The 21,566-nt window shown below is 62.0% G+C and carries 23 protein-coding genes; 12 read left to right on the top strand and 11 right to left on the bottom strand.

Going from position 1 to position 21,566, the window contains the following annotated elements; genetic code table 11:
• Positions 1-34: 34 nt before the first annotated feature.
• Complete coding sequence (gene tadA, locus DOM27_RS13645) at positions 35-532, bottom strand: tRNA adenosine(34) deaminase TadA (protein WP_110657800.1); 498 nt, start codon at positions 530-532, stop codon at positions 35-37.
• A gap of 143 nt (positions 533-675) precedes the next feature.
• On the opposite strand from tadA, the gene DOM27_RS13640 reads away from it, so the two are divergent.
• Complete coding sequence (locus DOM27_RS13640) at positions 676-1,506, top strand: acyl-CoA thioesterase (protein WP_110656601.1); 831 nt, start codon at positions 676-678, stop codon at positions 1,504-1,506.
• A 119-nt stretch (positions 1,507-1,625) separates the two neighbouring features.
• On the opposite strand, the gene DOM27_RS13635 is transcribed toward DOM27_RS13640, so the two are convergent.
• A complete protein-coding gene (locus tag DOM27_RS13635; protein ID WP_110656600.1) occupies positions 1,626-2,699 on the bottom strand; it encodes an NAD(P)-dependent alcohol dehydrogenase in 1,074 nt (357 codons plus the stop codon).
• A 195-nt stretch (positions 2,700-2,894) separates the two neighbouring features.
• On the opposite strand from DOM27_RS13635, the gene DOM27_RS13630 reads away from it, so the two are divergent.
• Positions 2,895-3,842, top strand: a complete 948-nt coding sequence (locus tag DOM27_RS13630) for an AraC family transcriptional regulator (protein ID WP_110656599.1) — start codon at positions 2,895-2,897, stop codon at positions 3,840-3,842.
• A 59-nt stretch (positions 3,843-3,901) separates the two neighbouring features.
• Here DOM27_RS13630 and DOM27_RS13625 read toward each other — a convergent pair whose 3' ends face one another.
• Entirely contained in the window at positions 3,902-4,642 is a 741-nt protein-coding gene (locus DOM27_RS13625; RefSeq protein WP_110656598.1) for a TSUP family transporter, read from the bottom strand.
• A 130-nt stretch (positions 4,643-4,772) separates the two neighbouring features.
• Here DOM27_RS13625 and DOM27_RS13620 point away from each other — a divergent pair, with 130 nt between their 5' ends.
• Positions 4,773-5,240 (top strand): hypothetical protein, encoded by a 468-nt coding sequence (locus tag DOM27_RS13620; RefSeq protein ID WP_188113731.1) that lies wholly within the window; start codon positions 4,773-4,775, stop codon positions 5,238-5,240.
• A gap of 3 nt (positions 5,241-5,243) precedes the next feature.
• Here the strand turns inward: DOM27_RS13620 and DOM27_RS13615 are convergent, their stop codons facing one another.
• The 5 genes from DOM27_RS13615 to trmB all read right to left on the bottom strand — a co-directional run bounded on the left by DOM27_RS13615 (position 5,244) and on the right by trmB (position 9,021).
• Positions 5,244-5,768 (bottom strand): GNAT family N-acetyltransferase, encoded by a 525-nt coding sequence (locus DOM27_RS13615; protein ID WP_110656597.1) that lies wholly within the window; start codon positions 5,766-5,768, stop codon positions 5,244-5,246.
• 39 nt (positions 5,769-5,807) lie between these two features.
• Complete coding sequence (locus DOM27_RS13610) at positions 5,808-6,296, bottom strand: META domain-containing protein (RefSeq protein WP_110656596.1); 489 nt, start codon at positions 6,294-6,296, stop codon at positions 5,808-5,810.
• 123 nt (positions 6,297-6,419) lie between these two features.
• Positions 6,420-7,868 (bottom strand): D-alanyl-D-alanine carboxypeptidase/D-alanyl-D-alanine endopeptidase, encoded by a 1,449-nt coding sequence (dacB, locus tag DOM27_RS13605; RefSeq protein WP_110656595.1) that lies wholly within the window; start codon positions 7,866-7,868, stop codon positions 6,420-6,422.
• A gap of 108 nt (positions 7,869-7,976) precedes the next feature.
• Positions 7,977-8,309, bottom strand: a complete 333-nt coding sequence (locus DOM27_RS13600; RefSeq protein WP_188113742.1) for a DMT family transporter — start codon at positions 8,307-8,309, stop codon at positions 7,977-7,979.
• A 13-nt stretch (positions 8,310-8,322) separates the two neighbouring features.
• Positions 8,323-9,021, bottom strand: a complete 699-nt coding sequence (gene trmB / locus DOM27_RS13595) for a tRNA (guanine(46)-N(7))-methyltransferase TrmB (protein ID WP_110656593.1) — start codon at positions 9,019-9,021, stop codon at positions 8,323-8,325.
• A 462-nt stretch (positions 9,022-9,483) separates the two neighbouring features.
• On the opposite strand from trmB, the gene DOM27_RS13590 reads away from it, so the two are divergent.
• From DOM27_RS13590 to DOM27_RS13560, 7 genes are all read left to right on the top strand, one after another.
• Positions 9,484-11,361, top strand: coding sequence for a beta-ketoacyl synthase (locus DOM27_RS13590; RefSeq protein WP_110656592.1), 1,878 nt, complete (start codon positions 9,484-9,486; stop codon positions 11,359-11,361).
• Between the two features lie 70 nt (positions 11,362-11,431).
• Positions 11,432-11,941 carry a pantetheine-phosphate adenylyltransferase gene (coaD, locus tag DOM27_RS13585; RefSeq protein ID WP_110656591.1) on the top strand — a complete coding sequence of 170 codons (510 nt, stop codon included), beginning with the start codon at positions 11,432-11,434 and terminating at the stop codon, positions 11,939-11,941.
• Position 11,942: 1 nt separating this feature from the next.
• A complete protein-coding gene (locus DOM27_RS13580; RefSeq protein WP_110656590.1) occupies positions 11,943-12,191 on the top strand; it encodes a YfhL family 4Fe-4S dicluster ferredoxin in 249 nt (82 codons plus the stop codon).
• A gap of 204 nt (positions 12,192-12,395) precedes the next feature.
• Complete coding sequence (locus DOM27_RS13575; protein ID WP_110657798.1) at positions 12,396-13,712, top strand: MATE family efflux transporter; 1,317 nt, start codon at positions 12,396-12,398, stop codon at positions 13,710-13,712.
• A gap of 74 nt (positions 13,713-13,786) precedes the next feature.
• Positions 13,787-15,100, top strand: coding sequence for a short-chain fatty acid transporter (locus DOM27_RS13570; RefSeq protein ID WP_110656589.1), 1,314 nt, complete (start codon positions 13,787-13,789; stop codon positions 15,098-15,100).
• Positions 15,101-15,277: 177 nt separating this feature from the next.
• Positions 15,278-15,757, top strand: a complete 480-nt coding sequence (locus DOM27_RS13565; RefSeq protein WP_245392725.1) for an acyl-CoA thioesterase — start codon at positions 15,278-15,280, stop codon at positions 15,755-15,757.
• A 60-nt stretch (positions 15,758-15,817) separates the two neighbouring features.
• A complete protein-coding gene (locus DOM27_RS13560) occupies positions 15,818-16,885 on the top strand; it encodes an ion transporter (RefSeq protein WP_110656587.1) in 1,068 nt (355 codons plus the stop codon).
• A 9-nt stretch (positions 16,886-16,894) separates the two neighbouring features.
• Here DOM27_RS13560 and DOM27_RS13555 read toward each other — a convergent pair whose 3' ends face one another.
• The 3 genes from DOM27_RS13555 to DOM27_RS17920 all read right to left on the bottom strand — a co-directional run bounded on the left by DOM27_RS13555 (position 16,895) and on the right by DOM27_RS17920 (position 19,053).
• Complete coding sequence (locus DOM27_RS13555) at positions 16,895-17,431, bottom strand: cytochrome b (RefSeq protein ID WP_110656586.1); 537 nt, start codon at positions 17,429-17,431, stop codon at positions 16,895-16,897.
• A gap of 122 nt (positions 17,432-17,553) precedes the next feature.
• Positions 17,554-18,609, bottom strand: a complete 1,056-nt coding sequence (locus DOM27_RS13550; RefSeq protein WP_110656585.1) for a hypothetical protein — start codon at positions 18,607-18,609, stop codon at positions 17,554-17,556.
• A 126-nt stretch (positions 18,610-18,735) separates the two neighbouring features.
• Complete coding sequence (locus tag DOM27_RS17920; protein ID WP_157956772.1) at positions 18,736-19,053, bottom strand: I78 family peptidase inhibitor; 318 nt, start codon at positions 19,051-19,053, stop codon at positions 18,736-18,738.
• A gap of 345 nt (positions 19,054-19,398) precedes the next feature.
• On the opposite strand from DOM27_RS17920, the gene osmF reads away from it, so the two are divergent.
• Positions 19,399-20,343 (top strand): glycine betaine ABC transporter substrate-binding protein OsmF, encoded by a 945-nt coding sequence (gene osmF, locus DOM27_RS13540; protein WP_110656583.1) that lies wholly within the window; start codon positions 19,399-19,401, stop codon positions 20,341-20,343.
• Between the two features lie 7 nt (positions 20,344-20,350).
• Positions 20,351-21,544 (top strand): ABC transporter permease, encoded by a 1,194-nt coding sequence (locus DOM27_RS13535; protein WP_110656582.1) that lies wholly within the window; start codon positions 20,351-20,353, stop codon positions 21,542-21,544.
• Positions 21,545-21,566: the final 22 nt, after the last annotated feature.

The following is a 21,566-nucleotide window of genomic DNA, read 5'->3' as shown; positions in this document are numbered from 1 at the left end:
TCGAAGTGCCCGCCGATTCAAGCCGGTTCGTGACTCAACTCGCTTCGTCGCTCACACCGGACGCCGGTGAAGAATCGCGCTGGCGCCGCTCCCGAAAGAATTGCTGAAGCAGCCGTCTGGCCGGGGCAGCGAGCACGCTACCGGCGATCTCCACGCGATGGTTGAACCATGGCTGGGCAAAGAGATTGGCACGGGATTCGACCATGCCGCCCTTGGGCTCGGCGGTGGCATAGACGACCCGCCGAATGCGGGCGTGGATAATCGCTCCCGCGCACATCAGGCAGGGTTCGAGGGTCACGAACAGCGTGCAATCGTCCAGTCGATAATTGGCCAGACCCGAGGCCGCGCTGCGCAACGCCTGCACTTCGGCATGCGCGGTCGGATCGTGACCTGCCACCGGACAGTTATAACCCGTGCCGATCACCTCGCCTGCGGGGTCGACCACCACGGCACCGACCGGCACTTCGCCGTGGTCGAGCGCCAGTCGTGCCTGCTCCAACGCCCGGTGCATGTAGAATTCATCGCTGCGCATCGTGCTCATCCCGTATTGCGGCATCGCGACCGATCTCTCCTCGCGGCGAGAGTCGGTCGAGGTCGTCGGCGTCGCGGCGAGCTGCCATCGAGCAGGATATACTCGCGACATGCCTCCACGGACACGCCATCAAGGATACCCGAATGACACAAGCGCTGAACGACCTGATCCAGCTTCTTGGCCTGGAAGCGCTGGAAGAGAACCTGTTTCGCGGCCAGAGCCAGGATCTGGGACTGCCCCAGCTCTTTGGCGGACAGGCACTGGGACAGGCCGCCGCCGCCGCCACCCGCACGGTGCCTGAAGACCGTTACCTGCATTCCCTGCATGGTTATTTCCTGCGCCCCGGCGATGCCCAGCTGCCGGTGATCTACTCCGTCGACCGCGTTCGCGACGGCGGCAGTTTCACCACGCGACGGGTCACGGCGATCCAGAAAGGCAAGCCGATCTTCTTTTGCAGCGCCTCCTTCCAGGGACGCGAGCACGGCCTGCACCATCAACCCGAGATGCCCCAGGTTCCGTCACCGGAAACGCTGCTTGCCGAGGGCAAGGCGGTTCATCAACGCTTCCACGGGCACCCCGGCGAGTTCATCACGGTCGAGGAATCCCGCGATCGACCGCCTTCGCGAATGATCTGGTTCCGCATGGGCGGCGGGGGTCAAAGTGGGGCCATGCCTGCCGATCCGGCGCTGCATCGCTATCTGCTTGCCTACAGCTCCGATTTCAACCTGCTGCTGACGTCGCTGCTTGCCCACGACGTGGAATTCGGCGACCCGCGCCTGCGGATTGCCAGTCTGGATCACGCCCTATGGATCCACGAAGATCCCAAAGTCGACGATTGGCTGCTCTACATCATGGAAAGCCCATGGGCGGGCGGCGCGCGCGGCTTCGCTCGCGGCAGCTTCTACAATCGTGAGGGTCGGCTGATCGCATCGACGGCGCAGGAAGGATTGGTGAGAGTGGCCAACGACGACTGACAGGTCTGCACAAGCGTTTGGAACGCAAAAAAGCGTGGCCCGAGGGCCACGCTTTCAAGTTTTTCATGTCGGAATCGATCCCATGTCAGAACCGATCCAGGCTAATCAAGCCGCGGCTATCAGCCAGCATTCTTGATCGATGCCATATCGATGACGAAGCGATACTTCACATCACCTTTCTGCATGCGTTCCCAGGCTTCGTTGATCTGATCGATATTGATCATCTCGACGTCGCAGGTAATGCCTTTTTCGGCGCAGAAATCGAGCACTTCCTGGGTTTCCGGCATACCGCCGATCAGCGAACCGGCCAGCACCCGGCGACGGAAGACCAGATTGGCACCGGAAATCGCCGGATCGATCGGCTCGAGCAGGCCAACCAGAATGTGAGTACCGTCCGGCTTCAGGGCGTTGAGATACGGGTTGATGTCGTGCTGCACCGGCACCGTATCGAGCATGAAATCGAAGGTCTCGGTGATCGCGCCCATCTCGTCTTCGTTGGTCGAGATCACGACGTGATCGGCGCCCTGCTTCTTCGCTTCGGCCTTCTTGGACTCGGAACGGGTGAACAGCGTGACCTCGGCGCCCAATGCCTTGGCCAGCTTGACCCCCATGTGGCCGAGGCCACCCATCCCGATGATGCCGACCTTGTCACCCGGCTTGACGCCATAGTGCTTCAGCGGCGAATAGGTGGTGATACCCGCACAGAGAATCGGCGCAGCGGACTTGATATCGAGCTTGTCCGGAATCCTGACGACAAAGCGTTCGCTGACCACGACGGAATCGGAGTAGCCGCCCTGGGTCAGGGTGCCATCATGTTTGTCCGGGCTGCCGTAGGTCATCACGAAGCCTTCGGCGCAGTAGTTTTCGAGCCCGTCGTTACAGGCCTTGCACTGGCGGCAGGAGTCGACCATGCAACCCACACCGACCATATCGCCGACCTGATAATTGGCGACCTTGTCTCCCACGGCCGTCACTCGGCCGACGATTTCATGTCCCGGCACCACAGGATAGGAGGCCATGCCCCAGTCATCCTGAGCAAAGTGCAGGTCACTGTGGCAGACGCCGCAGTAGAGGATCTCGATCGAGACGTCGTCCGGGCGCGGCGCGCGGCGCTCGAAGTCCCACGCTTCCAGCGGCGACGTAGCGGAATGCGCAGCGTAGCCCTTGGCGGGCGTGGCAGTAGCTTGTGTCATATTGGTGACTCCGATGAAGAATGGGTGAATGAACGAATCGTGCGCCTAGTGTGGCCGACAACGCATCCGACAGCCATGCCGTTTCCTCTGCAACATCTGCTCGATTCTCCTGAATTCGAGAGACTATTACGTCTATTCAGTCGGAGTCATGCACAATACGCTGACCCTGTTTATCTTCACCAGCGCGAGGTCGTCATGCTCGATCGTCATCCCGAACCGTCTCGACTGCACCATGGCCCTTCGGCCCCGTCTCCTGGTGCTTCGACGACGAACGAGTCCTGGGCATCGCGACTGGCCGGAATGCTGGCACCGCTGGCCGTGGCCGACGGCTTCTCAGATACGGCTATCGACGGTGTCAAACTGATCGCCTCGGGATGCAGCCATCCGCGTACGCCGTTGATCTACGAACCGGGGATATTCGTCATCGCCCAAGGTGACAAGATCGGCTATCTGGGAGACCGGGTCATTCATTATGGTCCCGGCAATTATCTGGTGCAGGCGATGCCGCTGCCGTTCGAATGCGAGACGCTCGCCCGTCCCGGGGCGCCGCTGCTGGGCATATCGATTGCCGTCGACCCGTTGACGCTGAGCGAACTGGTGCATCATCTGCCCACCCAGACCGATGTCGATCGCGGCACCCCCGAACCCATGGCGGCCGTCGCACTTGACCCGGCCATGGCCGAGGCCGTGCAACGTCTGGCGCTATGTCTGCAGGATGAGCACACCAGCCGAGCACTCGGCGCCGGACGCGTGCGCGAAGTGCTGTTCGCCGCGCTCAACGGCCCGCAGGGCCAGTCGCTGCGCCAGCTGGTGCAGCAGCATGGTCACTACGCGCGCATCGCCGAATCGCTGGACTATCTCCACCGCCATTTCGCACTACCGTTGACGGTGGAGACGCTCGCCGAGCGCGCCAACATGAGCGCATCGCACTTTCATCATCACTTCAAGCGCACGACGCAGCTGTCGCCGGTGCAGTATCTCAAACGCCTGAGGCTCCTCCGGGCACGTGTTCTTCTCGGCCAGCAGCGCACCAACGTCTCTCGTACCGCTGCCGATGTCGGCTATCGCAGCACGTCGCAGTTCAGCCGCGAATACAAGCGCTACTTCGGGGTCAGCCCTTCTCAAGGTCAGGCGACCCCGTGACGCGAAGACCTAAGGACTCGAAGACCTAGGGACTTAACAGCCTGGCGATTGAGCGGTGGTCAGGCCAGCAGGTTCATCAGTCCGCGAATCAGGTAGTAAGCGCCCACCACGGTGACGATCCAGCGCGTCCAGTAACGGAAGCCATCGTCCGTCAGTCTCGCCAGGACCAGGTTGCCCGTGCGTGTTCCGAGGAAGGCAAAGGGAATCGCCAGCGCGATCCAGCCCCATTGGGCGGTATCCATCGCCATCGCCGCCTGCCAGTAGAAGAGAATCTTGAGCGTATGCGCGATGACCTGAATGGTCGCCTTGGTGGCCACCACGGTGCGTCGATCGAGCTGGGTGCGGATGAACCCGATATCGATGGTCGGCCCCGAAACCCCGACCGCGATGGTCAGACCGCCGGAAACGATGCCGCACATGACAGCATGCCCGGGCCTCGAGACATCGAAGTGAAACCAGCGTTTGGGAATCCACACCATCACCGGCATCAGGCCGAGCACGATCAATACCACCGTCTCGCTGGGCGAATAGCGCACCAGCGTCAGCAAGGCTGCCGAGATCAAGACGCCGCAAGCGATCATGCCGACGATCCGCCAGGCGATGAACCGCCGCGATAGCCACGCCCGCGAGGCGTTGGCGGTGAGCTGGATCACGCCGTGGACCGCGATCGCCGTCGCCGCAGGCAGCCAGGCAAGCAGAAAGCCCAACAGGACCAATCCGCCGGCCATGCCGAAAACGCCGGATAACACCGAGGTCGAGAACACCACGGCCAGAAACAACAATGCAACGGGGAGTGCCATACGGTGTCTATACTCCAACGACAGGCCACGATAGCCCGTGAAAAATGCGACGAGATTACGCGAGCGTGAACCCGTCACGCTGAGAGCGACGGTCGCCGCCCTATCAACCGGCAACGAGGAACGCCTCCCCATGCGCCGTTTCATCACTATCCCCGCACCGATCTATCTCGCCGCGGCGCTGTTCGGGCTGAGCAGTCAGGCCGCCGCCTCCAGCGATGCCGCGTGGAAGGCACACGATCAAGCGGTCATCCAGCAGTGCCAGAACGCCAGCCAGTTCCCTGACGCCGCGCCGGCAGGCGAACCCGTGCTGTTCGACGACGAGGCCGGAATGACGGCGTTGCTGATCCAGGGTCACTATTCTCAGGACCATATGAACGGCCAAGCCGGCCAGGAACTCTGCCTGTTCCGGCGCAGCAGTCAGGAAGTCTACATGGCCGATGCCGATAAACTGGCGATCGGATCCGACGCGCTGCCCAGCACGCCGACCGCTGCGATTGAAGACGGTAGCGGCAACGACGACAGCGGCAACCCCAGCGACAGCGATCAGGCCGCGGGCTCCACGCACACACCATCGAATCAGGACGACGACGCGCCCTGAGCGTCAGTTCGCCCGGGGCTCGTTCGGTGTCGCCAAGATCCGCTGATAGAACGCCAGGTCGAGCCAGCGATCGAACTTGTAGGCGGCCTGGCGCACGGTGCCCGCATGGACGAAACCCAACTGTTCATGCAGCGCGATACTCGGCTCGTTGGTAGCATCGATGCCGCCGATCAGCGTGTGATACTGCTGTGCCTCGGCCCGCTCGATCAGCGCCAGCATCAGTTGCCGAGCCACTCCACGCTTGCGGAAATCTCGATCGACGTAGACCGAATGCTCGACGCTGTAGCGGTAGGCGGCATGAGGGCGAAACGGGCCATAGCTGGCAAAGCCCATCAGGTGGCCGCTGTGCTCGTCCAGCATACCAACGACGGGGTAGTCGCCGTCTCGCTTGGCCTGAAACCAGCCCTCCACGAACGCCGTGGTGCGTGGCTCATATTCGTAAAGCGCCGTCGTGTTGAGGATGGCGTCGTTGAAGATTTCCAGCACGGCGCCACCGTGCCGGCCAAACTCACAGTCGATCAGGGTCAAGGCTCTGCTCCCACGAATTCCATGGCGATGTCGATGCTCTTAATACAGCGCGTTGACCTTGAGCTCGGCCAGCGGCTGATTCTTGGCATCTTCGAGCACCAATCGCTGCCCCGAGATCGAATAATGCGCGGTGTCGGAAAGCGTCGTCAGCCATGCCTGCTCCAGCGCCATCATCTCAGCCGGACAAGCCATTCGCGTCGATGCCAGCTGCGAGAAAGTCAGCGTATCGCCCTGCAGGGTATAGCTGCCCATCAAGCGGTTGCAGCCGGTCGAACCGGAAACTCGACCATCAGCGCCGAGGATCAGATGCGCCTCGCGCTGGTTGTCCGCCACCGCCACCGGCCTGCCGCCGAGCGTCATCAGCTTCCAGTAATTACCTGTCAGCGACTCGCTGGCTGATGGCGTCTGAGAGGACGACATCTCGGCTGGCGGTGGCTCGGTCGTCGACGTCGGGGCTGACGTCGACTCGCTGGCGCAGCCCGTCACGAGCAGCAGTGAAACGGCAATTCCCAAAAGACGTGCAGACATGCAGTGACCTCGGCAGCTAAGGCATTGATGGGCGCATCATCCGCGAGCGTGTTCTGGCGGACAACGCTGAAATCGGTGCTTCTCGGCGCCGGAAACCTACCGGCGACGAGGAACGCAAAATGGTCAGTGGCGTTCGATCATCGCGGTCAGATCGTCCGACACCATCGGCAACGTCTCCCGCCAGGAAAGATAAGGCGTCGATGCTGTGCCGTTGACTAGGACCGCGAAGCTGCCCCAGCGCCCACTTTCGGTGCGAAAATAACCGGCAATGGCACGCACTGTCACCGGCTCGTTGAGCGTCCCCGTCTTCAGCATCACGTGATCCTGAAAGGTCTGACTGCCGCGGCGAATGAAGTGCATCGGTCCGTTGGTGGGCACCTGCATGCCCGCGACGAAGGTGGGGAATAACGACGCGCGACCATACATCGCGCCGAGCAGCGCATTGACGTTCTGCGCGGAGACGCGGTTTTCCGGCGTCAAGCCGCTGCCGCTGTGCAGGGTTACCGGGCCATGACCCGGCAGGCCGGCTGCGAAACGCTCCAGCGCTCGTCCGGCATCGGGCAACCCCTGCTGCGTGCCTGACGTCAGATCCAGGGCCAGCGTATCGGCCATGAAGTTGTTCGAGTAGTTGAGCGTGCGCAGCAGCAGCTCCTGCAGCGGCTTGCCTTCGACGGCGGCCAGTGACTGTGCAGTGGACGGCGGCGCCTGACGGCTGACCGCGTAACCGCCGCTGACCGGAATCCCGGACTGGCGCAACAGCGACAGCAGTGTCTGGCCGGTCTGATCGGCCGGATCCGAACTCGCCTTGTAGACCGGACGTGGATAGCTGCCGGCGGGAATCTGCCCGCTGACGCGCAGCGTATCGCCCTGGCTATCGGTGACCCGTTTGGCATAAAGCGTGGCCGAGCCACCAGCCGCGACCGTTTTCACGTCATTCTCGATGCGAATGGTCGGCGCTACCGTGTCACAGCTGGTGATTCGTGCCGGCTGGCCGACGACACCAGGCATGACCGTGGCACACCAGCTGCCGTAGTTGATTGCGGCGGAAGAAAGCAGCGACGCGTAGGCGTTGGTGCCCTCGGTCCGGGTGTCGCAGCGATCGGTCGTGGTACACGTCACCGGGCCGAAGCGCGCCTGACTGACCACCAACTGGCCATCGACGCTGGAGACCCCGAGTTCGCGCAGTTTCTGGATCAACTGCCAGAGCGCTTCCGAGGTCAGGGCCGGATCACCGCCCCCTTCGAGCACCAGATCGCCATGAAGCACGCCATCGCTACCGAGCGACCCGGAGGAAACGAATCGGGTGGTGAAACGATGCTGAGGCCCCCAGCGGTCCAGCGAAGCGGCCGCCGTATAAAGTTTGGTGACCGAAGCCGGCGACAATGACTGCGCAGGGTTGATGGCGCCGAGCACTTCGCCGCTATCGAGCAGGCGGGCCTGAGCACTGATCACGAAGCCTTTATCGGCCAGCCGGCCGACATGATCGAACCCGGCCGCCTGGGCGACGATGGAAACGACAGACAGGGACAACGCACCGAAAAACACAGAACCACGACCTAGCCATCGCCGCATAATGGGATGCTCGCTCCAAAGAAAAATGAGGGCCAAACTGATCCAGAGCGTACCAATTAACGCCCTTCGGATGCGATGCCTGGTATGACGTTAATACGAACAAAAACGCTAATGTGACGATAACCTCGAGAAAACCTGAATCACGGCGACTCCCGCGACAATGAGCCCCATGCCCAGATAGGCGGGCAGGTCCGGCTTCTCGCCATAGAACACGATGCCGATCAACGTCACCAGCACGATACCGAGCCCCGCCCAGATCGCATAGGTGATCCCAATCGGCAACGACTTGAGAACCAGCGACAGCGCGTAGAACGAAAAACCGTAGCCCAGCACCACGATCACGCTGGGCAGCAGCCGCGTAAAGCCGGCGGATGCCTTCAGCGAGCTGGTCGCCACGACTTCGGCGATGATCGCCAGGGCGAGCAACAGATAGCTCATGATACGGGCTTCCTGATCAAGTGATGGCGGTTGCCGTCAGATCGACGCGGTAACGCCACAGCGTCTGGCCGCTCTCGAAATATTTTTGTTCGAACGGCGTCAGAAACGTCTGCTCGAACGGTGTCGCGGATGTCGTCTCCGGCACGAAAGGCGAAACCTCGCCTTCGCGGCCGCAGAGCGTTTTCACCGCGAGCGCGAACTCCCGAACGTATATCTCCCAATTGGAACGCAGTTCGAGCCGACCACCCAGCGCTACTATCGCCGGAAAGACCGGGTGCCCCTGCCAGCGCTTCTTGAGCTGCGTGCTTTTGGGATACGGGTTGGGGTAAAGCAGATAGTGCCAAGCCGGGCACCATTCGGCGGCGAGTGCCAACCGCCAGAAATCGACCAGATCGGCACGCACCAGCAGCGCGTTGTCCGGCAGGGTGCCATGGTCTCGTGCCAGCCGCTGTTCGCTGCGATCCACCCCAATCACGGCATGATCGGGATGGTGCTCCGCCAACCGCCGCGTGGAGAGGCCCACGCCGCAGCCGGCATCGAGGATCAACGGCCGACTCTGATACTCGAGCCACTCCGCTGCCGCTTCGAAAGCGCCGCGCGTGTGCGCCGCCGGCGGACGTTGCCAGTCGCCATCGCGAGCCCGCTCGACGCGGCGAACCAGGTCCTGGTGCGGCCCCGACTGGCTGGACGTGATGGTGCGGGAAGATGCTTGCATGGCGAATACCGTTGAATGATGGAGACCGTTGAATGACGAGCACCGTTACGGACGAACGACAGATCGCGAATTCTATCAGCCTCGACATCAGCATTCGCGTCGCCCCGACACTGGCATTCATCCCGCGCCGTCGCTCGCGGCAAAGATCGCACGATCGCTTACGCTGCGCGGCATGACGGCGCGCGCGCGCAGGTGTATCATCCCAGCCCACATTCAGCCAATTCTGGCAATACGGCCTTCGATGGCATGCGCGACCACTGCCTTGCGCCGGCTCAGGTTCTCTTTTGAGGGTTCTCCTTTGCCAGTTCAGGGTGTCGTCCACCGACCGGGAGTCGGCGACGGCGCGCCTTCGGCGGGAGACGCCTTTTCATCGCAGTCGCGTCATCCCCATGCCATGCTTTACCGATTGCCCCCAATGTTCACGAGGGACGTGGCTTGTCACATTTACCGGTAATCGTCGGTATGGGCGGCGTCAACGCCGCGGGTAGAACCTCGGGGCACCAAGCCTACCGCCGCACGATTCTCGACGTTCTGTCAGAAACCGAGCAAACGCAAACGCTTGTCGCCCTAGCCAGCTTGATGCAGTTGATCACCCCGCAAGGGAACGGTCAGTGGCTCGATGCCGATGGCGAAACGCTTAGCGAACAGGCGGTTATCGCCCGCTATCGCGAGTCCATCCTCAAGCACACGCTGATTCGGCGTATCGAGGACGACGCTTTTCGGGAAGGAGGAATACCCGGCAACCGTGAAATGCGACTGACGCTCAAGGAGCCGATGCGCTTCACGACCTCACGGCGACAGCTACCACAGCCGCTGCCCGAGGGCTGGGAGATCCGCGAACTCGACAAGCAGACGGTCGAGGTCAGCGTCCCCGCCGGCACACTGGATGCGTTGCTGCCCGAAAGACGCCAGGCACTGGTTCGCGCCGCGGGGTGCCTGCCTGCGGGTTTCGCGCCGGACACTTTCTATCGCAGCGTCCATCATCCGCGCGGTCTATCGATGGCGATTTTCGGAGTCAGCGATTGTCTCGGCCAGAGCGGGCTCGACTGGGAATCGCTGCGCGATCGGGTGGACCCGGACGCCATCGCGGTCTACGCCGGCAACTCCATCGGCCAGCTCGATGATGCTGGTTGGGGCGGCATGCTCAAGAGCTTCGTCACCGGAAGTCGCACCACCTCCAAGCAGATGCCGTTGGGTTACGGCCAGATGCCGGCCGATTTCCTCAATGCCTACGTGCTGGGCAGCGTGGGCGCCACCGGCGCGATCCAGGGCGCCTGCGCCACGTTCCTCTACAATCTGCGTCTGGGCATCGACGATATCCGCCAGGGGCGCCGACGCATCGTCATGGTCGGCACCAGCGACGCGCCGGTGACGCCGGAGATCATCGAGGGTTTCCGCGCCATGAGCGCGCTGGCCGACGATCAGAGCCTGATGGCGCTGGATGCCCTCGAGCTGCTGACCGACGAGGATTATCAGCGGGCCTGTCGGCCGTTCGCGCGCAACTGCGGGTTCACCATCGCCGAAGCGTCGCAGTTCGTGCTGCTGATGGACGACTCACTGGTGCTCGAGACCGGTGCGCAGATCCTTGGCGCCGTGCCGGAGGTCAACGTCAACGCCGACGGCTGGAAGCGTTCGATCTCCGCACCCGGTATCGGCAACTACCTTACGCTGGGCAAGTCGGTCGCTCTGGCCACGTCGATCCTCGGCGAACAGAGCGTACGCCAGCGCAGCTATATCCATGCGCATGGCACCAGTACGCCGAAAAACCGCACCACCGAATCGCATATCTTCGATCAGGTGGCCAGGGCCAACGGCATCGAGAACTGGCCGATCGCCGCCATCAAGGCGTTCATCGGTCACTCCCAGGGCAGTGCCGCCGGCGATCAGATCGCCAGCGCGCTGGGTACGTTTGCCCATGGCTGGGTGCCGGGCATTCCGACGCTCGATGCGGTCGCCGATGACGTCTATGCAGAGCGGCTGCGTTTCTTCCGGGAACCCCTCGAACTCGAAACCGACTGCAGCTTCATCAATGCCAAGGGGTTCGGTGGCAACAATGCCACCGGCCTGCTGCTTTCGCCAAAGATGACCGAGCGCCTGCTGGCTAGGCGCCACGGCCAGCGCGCGCTGGATGACTGGCGCCATCGCCGCGAACAGACGCTCGCTGCCGCCGCACGCTACGAAACTGCCGCCAACGCCGGACAGTTCGAGGTCATCTATCGCTTCGGCGAAGGCGTGCTGGAGGGTCCTGAGCTGGAAGTCGGTCGCGATTCGATCCGTATCCCCGGTTATGCCAACCCCGTGTCACTGAAGGTCGACAATCCTTTCGGTACACTGGACTGAAACCGGACGCGAAATTGCGTATCAGCAACGCCTTCGACCAGCGCGGAGTCCATTGAGCGGAGTCCCTTGAATGCAGAATACCGTGGTCTATCCCGGCACATTCGATCCGATCACCAACGGTCATCGGGATCTGATTCAGCGGGCCGCACGAATCTTCGACAAGGTCGTGATCGCGGTCGCGGAGAGCCCGCGCAAGCAGCCGACGCTATCGCTCGATGAGCGCGAGACTCTGGCGCGCGACGTCGTTGCCGAATGGCCCAATGTCGAGGTGATCGGCTTCAACGGTTTGCTGACCGAACTGCTGATCCAGCAGCAGGCCCGCATCATTCTTCGCGGACTGCGGGCGGTGTCGGATTTCGAGTACGAGATGCAGCTCGCCAACATGAATCGCGCCCAGGCGCCGGACGTCGAGACACTGTTTCTGACCCCCGAGATCGAGAATTCCTATATCTCTTCGACCCTGGTGCGCGAGATCGCACGGCTGGGCGGAGACGTTTCCCAACATGTATCGCCGAGCGTGGTCGACGCCTTGCGGCGGCGATTTGCAGCAGACGGCGACAAACCGTCAGGAGGACATTGATATGGCCCTGATGATCACCGATGAATGCATCAACTGCGATGTCTGCGAACCGGAATGCCCGAACGATGCGATATCGCCCGGCGAAGAGATCTACGTCATCGACCCGAGCCGCTGCACCGAGTGCGTCGGCCACTTTGACGAGCCGCAGTGTCAGCAGGTATGCCCGGTGGACTGCATTCCGCTCGATCCCGAGCGCGAAGAGAGCAAGGACGAGCTGATGGAGAAGTACAAGATCATCACCGCAGCCTGACATTCGCTCCCGCATGTCGTGACACCGAATCGCCGCCGCTCTCGGCGGCGCTTCTGTTTGTGCCGCCCTGCTGGACGATATTTCCCATCCCCGAAGGCCTAGGCCCGAACACGATGAACGGAGGCAAGAAACCCCGTGGGCCGCACCAAGACTTTTCCGCCTGAATCAGGCAGCGATCACACCAGCCGCTACACCACCGGCCATATCTGGAAGCTGGCCTGGCCGATCATCCTTTCCAATATCACCGTGCCGTTGCTCGGTCTGGTGGATACGGCGGTCGTCGGCCATCTGCCGGACTCGCGCTATCTGGCGGCGGTGACGCTCGGCGCGACACTTTTCAGCTTTCTCTACTGGGGCTTCGGCTTTCTTCGCATGGGCACTACCGGCCTGACGTCCCAGGCGATGGGTCGGGAAGACGACAGCGCCGTCCGGCTGCTGCTGGCTCAGTCGCTGGTGATGGCGGCGGTCATCGGGCTGGCGCTGATCGTGCTGTCGAAACCCTTGATCGATCTCGGCCTGTGGCTGCTGGACGGCAGCGAAGCGGCGATGTCGCTCGCCGCCAGTTATGCGCACATTCGGATCTTCTCGGCGCCAGCGGTCCTCGCCAACTATGCCATCCTGGGCTGGTTCATCGGCCAGCAGAAAACCCGAATCACCTTGGCGATCCTGCTGCTCACCAACGGCGTCAATATCGTGCTCGATCTGCTGTTCGTGGTCGGCTTCGGGTTGGCCAGCGATGGCGTGGCCTGGGCATCGCTCATTGCCGACTACAGTGCACTGGCCTTTGGCCTGTGGCGAGTTGCCGTTCACTGCCGTGATCTCGGCGGTTTTCTTTCACGCCCGGCGCTGTGGGCATGGGAGCGCTACTCGGCGCTGATACGTGTCAATCAGCATCTGTTCGTGCGCACGCTGGGGCTATTGTTCGCACAGGCGTTCTTCATCGCCCAGGGCGCCAATTTCGGCGACACCGTGCTAGCGGCCAACGCCGTGCTGCTGCAGTTCATCATGCTCACCTCGTTCGCGCTGGACGGCTTCGCCAACGCCGCCGAAGCCCTCACCGGCCGCTCTGTAGGTCGGCGCGACTGGAATGACTTCAGCGATGCCGTGCGCGCCGCCGGCAAGTTGTCGCTGCTGGTCGCGGGGGCTTCGATGCTGCTGTTCGCCGTGGCGGGCGATGGCCTGATATCGCTGCTGACCGACCTGCCGGAAGTTCGCGCCACCGCCGCCGACTATCTGCCGTGGATGATCGTCATGCCAGCCCTGGCGGTGTGGAGCTATCTGCTCGACGGCGTTTTCATCGGCGCCACCGAAAGCCGTGCCATGCGCGATACCATCTGGCTGGCGATCGCCTGCTACCTGCCAGTATGGTGGCTGACCCAGGGTTACGGTAACCATGGTCTGTGGTTTTCGTTTCTATTCTTCACCCTGGTGCGCTCGGCCTCGCTGGGTGTCTGCTATTTTCGATATCGCCGCACTCGCTGGTGCTATGACGCCGAAATCGTTCAGGAATCAAAACGCTAGACCAAGGTTGACTGATGGTTTCCGCAAGGATCGGGTAGTCTCGCGCTACCATTTCGCCAACGAGTGCCCACGTCATGTTGCAGCGTCTGTCACGTCCGGCGGTCAAGCTGGTCGAGCGCTATCTGCCCGATCCCTATATCTTCGTGCTGCTGTTGACGATCATCGCCGCGCTGGCCGCGATGCTGTTCGAACAGCAGTCGCCGCTGGCGGTGATGCAATACTGGGGCGATGGCTTCTGGGGATTGCTGTCGTTCTCGATGCAGATGTTGATGGTGCTGGTCACCGGCTTCATGCTCGCCAACTCGCCCCCGATCAAGCGACTGCTGGACAGGCTCGCCGCGACCGCCAAAACGCCTGCCAGTGCGATCATTCTGGTGACACTGGTGTCGCTCGCCGCCAGCTGGATCAACTGGGGATTCGGTCTGGTCATCGGTGCGCTGTTCGCCAAGGCGCTGGCGCGCCAGATTCGGGTCGACTATCGTCTGCTAATCGCCAGTGCCTACTCCGGGTTCGTGGTCTGGCACGGGGGGCTCGCCGGATCGATCCCGCTAACCATCGCCACGCCGGGGCACTTCAGCGAAGCTCAAATCGGTATCATCCCCACCTCGCAGACCATCTTCGCCAGCTACAACCTGATCATCGTCGCCGCGCTGTTCGTGGTCATGCCGCTGATCAACCGCTGGATGCTGCCGCCGGAAAACGAAAGCGTCTTCGTCAGTCGCGAGCAGCTCGCGGAGCCGGAAAACGCCGACCGCAACGCCATCGAACGCCCGGCCGACCGACTCGAGAACAGCACTCTGCTGTCGATGTTGGTCGGCATTCCGGGGCTGCTCTATCTGGTCCATTATTTCGTCTTCGCCGGCGGCGGACTCAATCTCAACAGCGTCAACTTCCTGTTCCTGTCACTCGCCATCGTGCTGCATCGTACACCGCGCAGCCTGCTCTCGAGCCTCAACGAGGCAATCAAGGGCGGCGCCGGCATCGTCATCCAGTTCCCGTTCTATGCCGGCATCATGGGCATCATGATGCAGTCCGGTCTGGCGCAATCCCTCTCCGAGATGTTCGTCGCCATCGCCAGCGCCGATACGCTGCCGTTCTGGTCATTCATCAGCGCCGGGGTGGTCAACCTGTTCGTCCCCTCCGGCGGCGGCCAGTGGGCGGTTCAAGCGCCCGTCATGCTGCCGGCCGCCGAGGCGCTCGGCGCCGATGTCTCCCGCGTTGCCATGGGCGTTGCCTGGGGCGATGCCTGGACCAATCTGCTACAACCTTTCTGGGCGCTGCCGGTACTCGCCATCGCCGGCCTCAAGGCCAAGGACATCATGGGCTTCTGCCTGATACAGCTAGCGGTGACGGGGGTGATTATCGGTCTGGGGCTGACCTTGCTCTAAGCTCGGCGCGGGATCCTGCCGGAAGCGGCCCGCGATGGCCCGGACCGGGGTCGACTACTGGGCCGGCCGATGGGCAGCCGCGATGAAACGTGGTACATCTGGCGCACAATAACGTCTTGCATCGATTCCGAGGACACCGTGACGCCTGATGACCTGCCTCGACAGCATGAACTGTCGATGACCGTACTCATGACCCCCGACATGGCCAATTTCAGTGGCAAGGTGCATGGCGGGGCGATTCTAAAGAAGCTCGACGAAGTCGCCTACGCCTGTGCCAGCCGTTACGCCGGTAGCTACGTGGTGACGCTGTCCGTCGACCAGGTGCTGTTCAAGCAGCCGATCCATGTCGGCGAACTGGTAACCTTTCTGGCGATGATCAATCACGTCGGCCGTTCATCGATGGAAGTCGGCATCAAGGTGCTGGCAGAATCGATCCAGCAACGGGTGATACGCCACACCAATAGCTGCTATCTCACCATGGTCGCTGTCGATAGCGACGGCAATCCGGTCCCGGTACCCGCGCTGGAACTGAAGACTCCTCTACAGAAGCTACGCTTCGAGAAGGCGGCCCTGCGCAAGAAATTGCGCAAGCAGGAAGCCGAGGAGGAACGCAATGCCATGGCCGAACACCTCAAGGCCTATCCGGCCGGCCAATGACACCGTCACGCCGCACGATACCGTCACCCATCAAGCTACCCTCACGGACAAGGACGTTCGATGCCTGAAGCCGACCCTCGCCATCCACGCGCTACCCGGCGGCTCAGCCCGCTCGGCGAACGATTGCTGCTGGTCTGGGATTTCGTCGTCATCGCTCTGGTGGCGATCAATCTGACGCTACTGCTTTTCGATAGCCTCTATCTGATTCCGCCGCTCAATGCCGCGTTCGGAGCAGTCGCGCCAGGCCTTCACGAGGCCTACGACACGACCATCCGCGCCAATTTCGTCGAGATCGACCTCTGCTTCGTCGCCATCTTCATCTTCGACGTGCTGCTGGGCTGGATCATCGCGATCGCACAGAAACGCTACGCACGGTGGTTCTTCTACCCGTTCGTGCACTGGTACGACGTGCTTGGCTGCATTCCCCTGGCCGGCTTCCGGCTGCTGCGCGTACTGCGCGTAGTCTCGCTGCTGGTCCGGCTGCAACGGCTCGGTGTGATCGACATCACCCGCTGGCGTCTCTACCGCTTCTATCGCACCTACTACGGTGTGCTGATGGAGGAGCTATCCGACCGCGTAGCGCTCAATCTGCTGACGGACATGCAGACCGAGATCCGGGACAGCCAGCATTTGACACAACGCATTTCGAGCGAAGTGATTCAGCCGCGCAAGGCTGCCCTGGTCGATGAGGTTGCGGCACGCCTGGAGCGAACGATCAACAAGGGGTACGCCGAAAATCACCAGCAGGTACATCGTTACGTCGCTGCGCTAGTGGCCAGAACGATGGAAGAGAATGACGAGCTACGCCGTCTACGCCGACTGCCCATGGGCGATGCCGTGGCCGAAAGCATCGAGCGCAGTCTCAGCGACATTGCCAGCCGCGTGGTTCACGAGGCCATCGACGGGCTGCGCTCGCCGCATTTTCACTCGTTGATGACCGACCTGGTCGGCAGCGGCGTCGATGCCTGGCTCCAGGTCGACGACAGGACCGATCGGGTCACCCAGCAGGTACTGATCGATATGCTGGAATTGCTCAAGGAACAGGTCGCCGTGAAGCGCTGGAAAAGCGAGCTCAGCGAGCCTCGGACGCGTCACGACACCCGCCCCGAAGAAGCCCCGAAAAACTGAGCCGAACGCTCAGTCGGGAGTCTCGCGGCCCAGCATTCGGCGCAGGGTGTCGTCCCGGCGACCGAAATGGTGATACATCGCCATCACGATGTGACCCATGATCATGAACGACAGCAGCCAGGCGAAGGTGCCGTGGAACTTGCCGAAGCCCGCGGCCCACGGCGCATCGGCACCTTCGAACCAGGCATTGCCGAACACATGGATGCCGTAACCCGAACCCCAGGTCATCAAGGCGCCCGACAGCGGCATCAAGATCAGCAGGGCGTACATGAGCACATGACCCCAAACCGCTAGCCGTTGCAGGGTACCCTCGTGTACGGGTCGCTGTTGCAACTGGGACAAGGCCCATAGCGTGCGTAGCGCCATTACCACCAGGACGCTGACCCCGATCGTCGTATGCCAGGGCAGGATGAGCTGACTATAGACGTTGTGCTCCCACAGGAAGCTGGAGAACACGCTGGTCAACTGTGCGATGACCAGCAGTGCGATCAGCCAGTGCAGCGCTCGCGTGACCGATCCGTAACGTTGCGGGGAATCCTTCAACATCGTCTTGCCTCTCTGAGCCACGCAGCAGAAAGCCGCCTCTCGTCCATTCGGAACACATCGACAACGAATCGATGGCCAGGCGTCAGCCGAAGGCTCGAAGCGTCGGCCAACGATTCAGAACCTCAGCCAATGATCCGTAGCACGGTGTAGGGAGCTTCGCAGGCTTCCCGTTCGTCGCGCTCGTCGATCCGGCCCAGTGTCATGTCGCGATCATTATCATAAGCCACGAACAGCCTCTGGGTATCGAGCACCGCCAATCCCTCCGCCTTGTGCTCGAACTCCAGCACCTCGCCATGAGCGTCTTCGACGATCGACGGACTGACGCCTCCGCTCAGATCCGCCAGCGGCATCGACCACAGATAGCCGCCGGTCTGTTCGCCTTCCTCGTTCTCGATTTCGAAACTGGCCATCAGATAGAGACGGTCGTTGTGGGGGTCGTACTCGAGACTCGAGAGCCCGCAGATGTGGCGAACCCCGGCATACTCCGAAGGCGCGAAGCGATAGTGCTCGCAGAGCTCGTCGACGAACTCGAGATTGCCGTCAGCCGTCATTCGATAGTGGACGCCCACCACACGCGCCACGTACTCGAAATCGTCATGGGCCTGACCTTGCTCGCGAACCCCGAACAGCAGCAGGCCGTCGCTCGTCTTGCCCAAGTCCGGCTGCGCAGGCACCGTTGCCAACCCTTCGATCTTGTAATAGGGCAAACCGATGGCGTCATCGAGTTTACGCCGCAGCTCCAACGAGCCCTCGACGCCGTCGCGTGGGTCAGGATCCACGACCTGCACCCGATCCGGCTCGCCCACCGGCCAGATCAGCAAATGATTGTAGGCATTGAGATCGTGACTCTCGTCGTCGATGCGATCAAAACCGGTGGTCGCCAGGATATAGCGGCCATCGACGGTCAGCGCGAAATCCTCGTACTTGACGGCGCGCTGGATGGCATCGGCAGTCAAAAATTGAAGGCTATCCGGATCCGGTAAGCCATCGACCAGATCGAAAGCGAATGCCGCCGAACGTTCGCCGCCTGGAATCGGTTTGTCGCTGGCGAGAATCAGACGCTGGCCGTCGAAGACCACCGCCGATACCTCGACGTTGACCAAAGAGCCGTTTTCATAGGTCAGCCCGGGCGGAAAGCAGGTCAGCGTGCCTTCGGTGATGACCTCGGTTCGTAGCATGATGATCTCCTGATCGAATTCTGCGGGCGTCCACTGAGCGATACGGACAGGACGCCACCAATGGCAGGGTATCGAAACGACGAAGGCCGGTATTCAGCCGGCCCTCGAAGCATCCGTTCCTAACGACTAACCACAGGCAATATCCGTGATCATGCGCTGGTCATCGACCTTGATGTTGAGACGCTCGGAGCGATAATCCATGGTGTAGCTTTTGCCGGGTTCCACGACGCGGATGTTCGCGGCGCGCGAGCGATCCGAAATGCGCTGCTGCAAATCGTCGGTCAAGGTTTCTCCGACCAGGCTCCCCACCGTCTGCGCGCCGCAGGCATCCTCGGGAACCGACTTCACATCGGGAGGTCTTGGCGCTTCGTCGGGCTTGGGCGCAGTGCTGCAACCCGCCAATAACATGCCACTCACAATCCATGCCGCGCCGATAATCTTCATCGCCTGCTCCTTGTTTGAGTACAACTTGTTTGAGTACAGCTTGGTGCATACAACGTGATAAACACGACGTAGTAAACACGACATGCTGATTGCAACGGTTTGAATGACACGTATCGAATGCGACGTGTCGCCAGTGAAACATCGGATCATGAGCCAATACTTTCTGCCAGCCAGATTAGCAGCTAGCGACAAGCTCGGCATCGGCTGGTCGACCGGGCACAGGCCCGCTAAACTCAAACTTCTATCTAGACCAGCCGACGCAGCCGGCCACGGAGAGTCGCCGTCCTCGACGGCCGCCCTACAATAAACGAGCCTTGAGTTCATCGATCGCAAAGGAATGCCACCATGCGCCAGTCGCTCACGACCCATCTCGTCACTTCCGTCGCCGTCGCGGCGATTATCGCCGGTTTCGGTATCAGCCAGGCCATGGCCCAGGATGACAAGCAGCCCATCCGCGTGGCCTCCAAGATCGATACCGAAGGATCGCTACTCGGCAACATGATCATCGATGTGCTCGAAAACGCCGATCTGCCGGTCGACAGCCGCCTGGAACTCGGCCCGACCAATATCGTCCGCCAGGCGCTGATCGCTGGCGACATCGATCTCTATCCCGAATACACCGGCAACGGTGCCTTCTTCACCGATACCACCGATGACCCGGCATGGAAAGACGAGCAGGCCGGCTACGACAAGATCAAGGCTGCCGACAGCGAGGCCCATCAACTGGCCTGGCTGACGCCTGCACCGGCCAACAACACCTGGGCCATTGCCCTGCGTGAGGACGTGGCCGACGACAACGATCTTTCGACCATGGCCGACTTCGGCCATTGGATCAGCGACGGTGGCGAAGTGAAACTGGCCGCCTCGGCCGAATTCGTCGAAAGCGACGCGGCGCTGCCGAGCTTCCAGCGCGCCTACGATTTCACGCTCAGCGAAGATCAGTTGCTGGTGCTCTCCGGCGGCAACACTGCCGCCACCATCCGCGCCGCCGCGGAAGGCACCAGCGGCACCAATGCCGCCATGGTCTATGGCACGGACGGCGCCATTGCCGCTGCCGGCCTCAAGGTCATGGATGATCCGAAAGGCGTGCAGATGGTTTACGAGCCCGCCCCGGTGGTACGTCAGTCAGTGCTCGACACCTACCCCCAGATCGAGGAACTGCTGAAGCCGGTGTTCGAATCGCTCGATCGTGAAACGCTGCAGACGCTCAACGGCAAGATTCAGGTCGACGGCCTGTCGGCGGACAAGGTCGCGCACGACTATCTCGCCGAACAGGGCCTGCTGGACTGATTCGATCATGATGCTGGCACGATCGGCAGGTGATCGACTGATCGGCAACCGGGTGCTGCTGACGCTGCTGGTCGCAGCGTTCGCGAGCGCGATACTGTTACCGTTTGCCAGCCTGTCTCCCAACCGGCTGGCCTCGGGTCAACCGGTCATGCTGTGGCAGGCCCTGCCGGGGTGGCAGCTCACGGCGCTCGCGCTCATCGGGCTGGCGCTGCTGGCCGCGACATTGGCAAGGCCCTTGCCCCAACGCACCTCTTTATGGCTTTCGCTGATCGCCACCCTGCCATTGCTGGGGCTGGATTTTTTTTCGCTCGGTGACTATGCCCACCGCGCGCTGGTCGATGCTTCACCGGCCGCACGTGTTTCTCAAGGCGCGACCTTCTGGATCCTGCTGTTCGTCAGCGCGCTGATTGCCATCGATGCGCTGCAAAGGCTGCGCCTCGGGCTGGTGAAACGCGCGCTGTTCGGGGCGGCGGCACTGGTCGTGATCGGGGTCTGCTTCTCCGGCGATCTGCTCTCGCCGCTGTCGATCATGCGCGAGTTCGCCAATCAGAAAGACAATTTCGTCGATCAACTGGTGCGCCATTTACTGCTGGTGGCAGGTGCTCTGATTCCTGCCCTCGCGATCGGACTGCCTTTAGGGCTGCTGGCCAATCGCCGCGACAGATTGCGCAATGGTCTGTTCAGTCTGCTCAACGTGTTCCAGACGTTACCGTCGATCGCCGTGTTCGGCCTGCTCATCGCACCGCTTTCCGCGCTCGGCCGCGCGGTGCCGTGGCTTGGCGATCTCGGCGTCAGCGGCATCGGCGTAGCCCCGGCGATCATCGCACTGGTGCTCTACTCGCTGCTGCCGATCGTTCGCAACACCTACTCCGGTCTTGCCGGTGTCTCCCCCGGCACACTCGAAGCCGCACGGGGTATGGGCATGACCTCACGTCAGATTCTGTGGCAGGTGGAGATTCCGCTGGCATTGCCGGTGATTCTGTCGGGGCTGCGTATCGTCACCGTGCAGGCAATCGGTCTGGTGGTGGTCGCCGCGTTGATCGGAGCCGGCGGGTTCGGTGCCTTTATCTTTCAGGGCCTGGGGCAGTACGCCATCGATCTGGTGCTGCTGGGCGCCATCCCGACCATCGTGCTGGCGGTGATCGCCGACTTCACACTGCAGATTCTGGTCACGTTTAGCCGGCCGCCGGGCACTCGCTGACCGCATTCCGGGTTCCACTCAG

It is taken from the genome of Salinicola halimionae (assembly GCF_003206065.1).
Classification (GTDB): Bacteria; Pseudomonadota; Gammaproteobacteria; order Pseudomonadales; family Halomonadaceae; genus Salinicola; species Salinicola halimionae.
Note: the sequence above shows the minus strand (reverse complement) of the source record. Positions and strands in the feature narration are given on the sequence as shown.

Excerpts from the sequence above, each read along its gene's own strand:
- DOM27_RS13620 (WP_188113731.1), top strand. The coding sequence starts at position 4,773 with ATGCGCCGTTTCATCACTATCCCCGCACCGATCTATCTCGCCGCGGCG.
- DOM27_RS13640 (WP_110656601.1), top strand. The coding sequence starts at position 676 with ATGACACAAGCGCTGAACGACCTGATCCAGCTTCTTGGCCTGGAAGCG.
- DOM27_RS17920 (WP_157956772.1), bottom strand. The coding sequence starts at position 19,053 with ATGAAGATTATCGGCGCGGCATGGATTGTGAGTGGCATGTTATTGGCG.
- coaD (WP_110656591.1), top strand. The coding sequence starts at position 11,432 with ATGCAGAATACCGTGGTCTATCCCGGCACATTCGATCCGATCACCAAC.
- DOM27_RS13580 (WP_110656590.1), top strand. The coding sequence starts at position 11,943 with ATGGCCCTGATGATCACCGATGAATGCATCAACTGCGATGTCTGCGAA.
- DOM27_RS13625 (WP_110656598.1), bottom strand. The coding sequence starts at position 4,642 with ATGGCACTCCCCGTTGCATTGTTGTTTCTGGCCGTGGTGTTCTCGACC.
- DOM27_RS13635 (WP_110656600.1), bottom strand. The coding sequence starts at position 2,699 with ATGACACAAGCTACTGCCACGCCCGCCAAGGGCTACGCTGCGCATTCC.
- trmB (WP_110656593.1), bottom strand. The coding sequence starts at position 9,021 with ATGCAAGCATCTTCCCGCACCATCACGTCCAGCCAGTCGGGGCCGCAC.
- DOM27_RS13555 (WP_110656586.1), bottom strand. The coding sequence starts at position 17,431 with ATGTTGAAGGATTCCCCGCAACGTTACGGATCGGTCACGCGAGCGCTG.
- dacB (WP_110656595.1), bottom strand. The coding sequence starts at position 7,868 with ATGCGGCGATGGCTAGGTCGTGGTTCTGTGTTTTTCGGTGCGTTGTCC.
- DOM27_RS13610 (WP_110656596.1), bottom strand. The coding sequence starts at position 6,296 with ATGTCTGCACGTCTTTTGGGAATTGCCGTTTCACTGCTGCTCGTGACG.
- tadA (WP_110657800.1), bottom strand. The coding sequence starts at position 532 with ATGCGCAGCGATGAATTCTACATGCACCGGGCGTTGGAGCAGGCACGA.
- DOM27_RS13565 (WP_245392725.1), top strand. The coding sequence starts at position 15,278 with ATGACCGTACTCATGACCCCCGACATGGCCAATTTCAGTGGCAAGGTG.
- DOM27_RS13560 (WP_110656587.1), top strand. The coding sequence starts at position 15,818 with ATGCCTGAAGCCGACCCTCGCCATCCACGCGCTACCCGGCGGCTCAGC.
- osmF (WP_110656583.1), top strand. The coding sequence starts at position 19,399 with ATGCGCCAGTCGCTCACGACCCATCTCGTCACTTCCGTCGCCGTCGCG.
- DOM27_RS13570 (WP_110656589.1), top strand. The coding sequence starts at position 13,787 with ATGTTGCAGCGTCTGTCACGTCCGGCGGTCAAGCTGGTCGAGCGCTAT.
- DOM27_RS13630 (WP_110656599.1), top strand. The coding sequence starts at position 2,895 with ATGCTCGATCGTCATCCCGAACCGTCTCGACTGCACCATGGCCCTTCG.
- DOM27_RS13590 (WP_110656592.1), top strand. The coding sequence starts at position 9,484 with ATGGGCGGCGTCAACGCCGCGGGTAGAACCTCGGGGCACCAAGCCTAC.
- DOM27_RS13535 (WP_110656582.1), top strand. The coding sequence starts at position 20,351 with ATGATGCTGGCACGATCGGCAGGTGATCGACTGATCGGCAACCGGGTG.
- DOM27_RS13550 (WP_110656585.1), bottom strand. The coding sequence starts at position 18,609 with ATGCTACGAACCGAGGTCATCACCGAAGGCACGCTGACCTGCTTTCCG.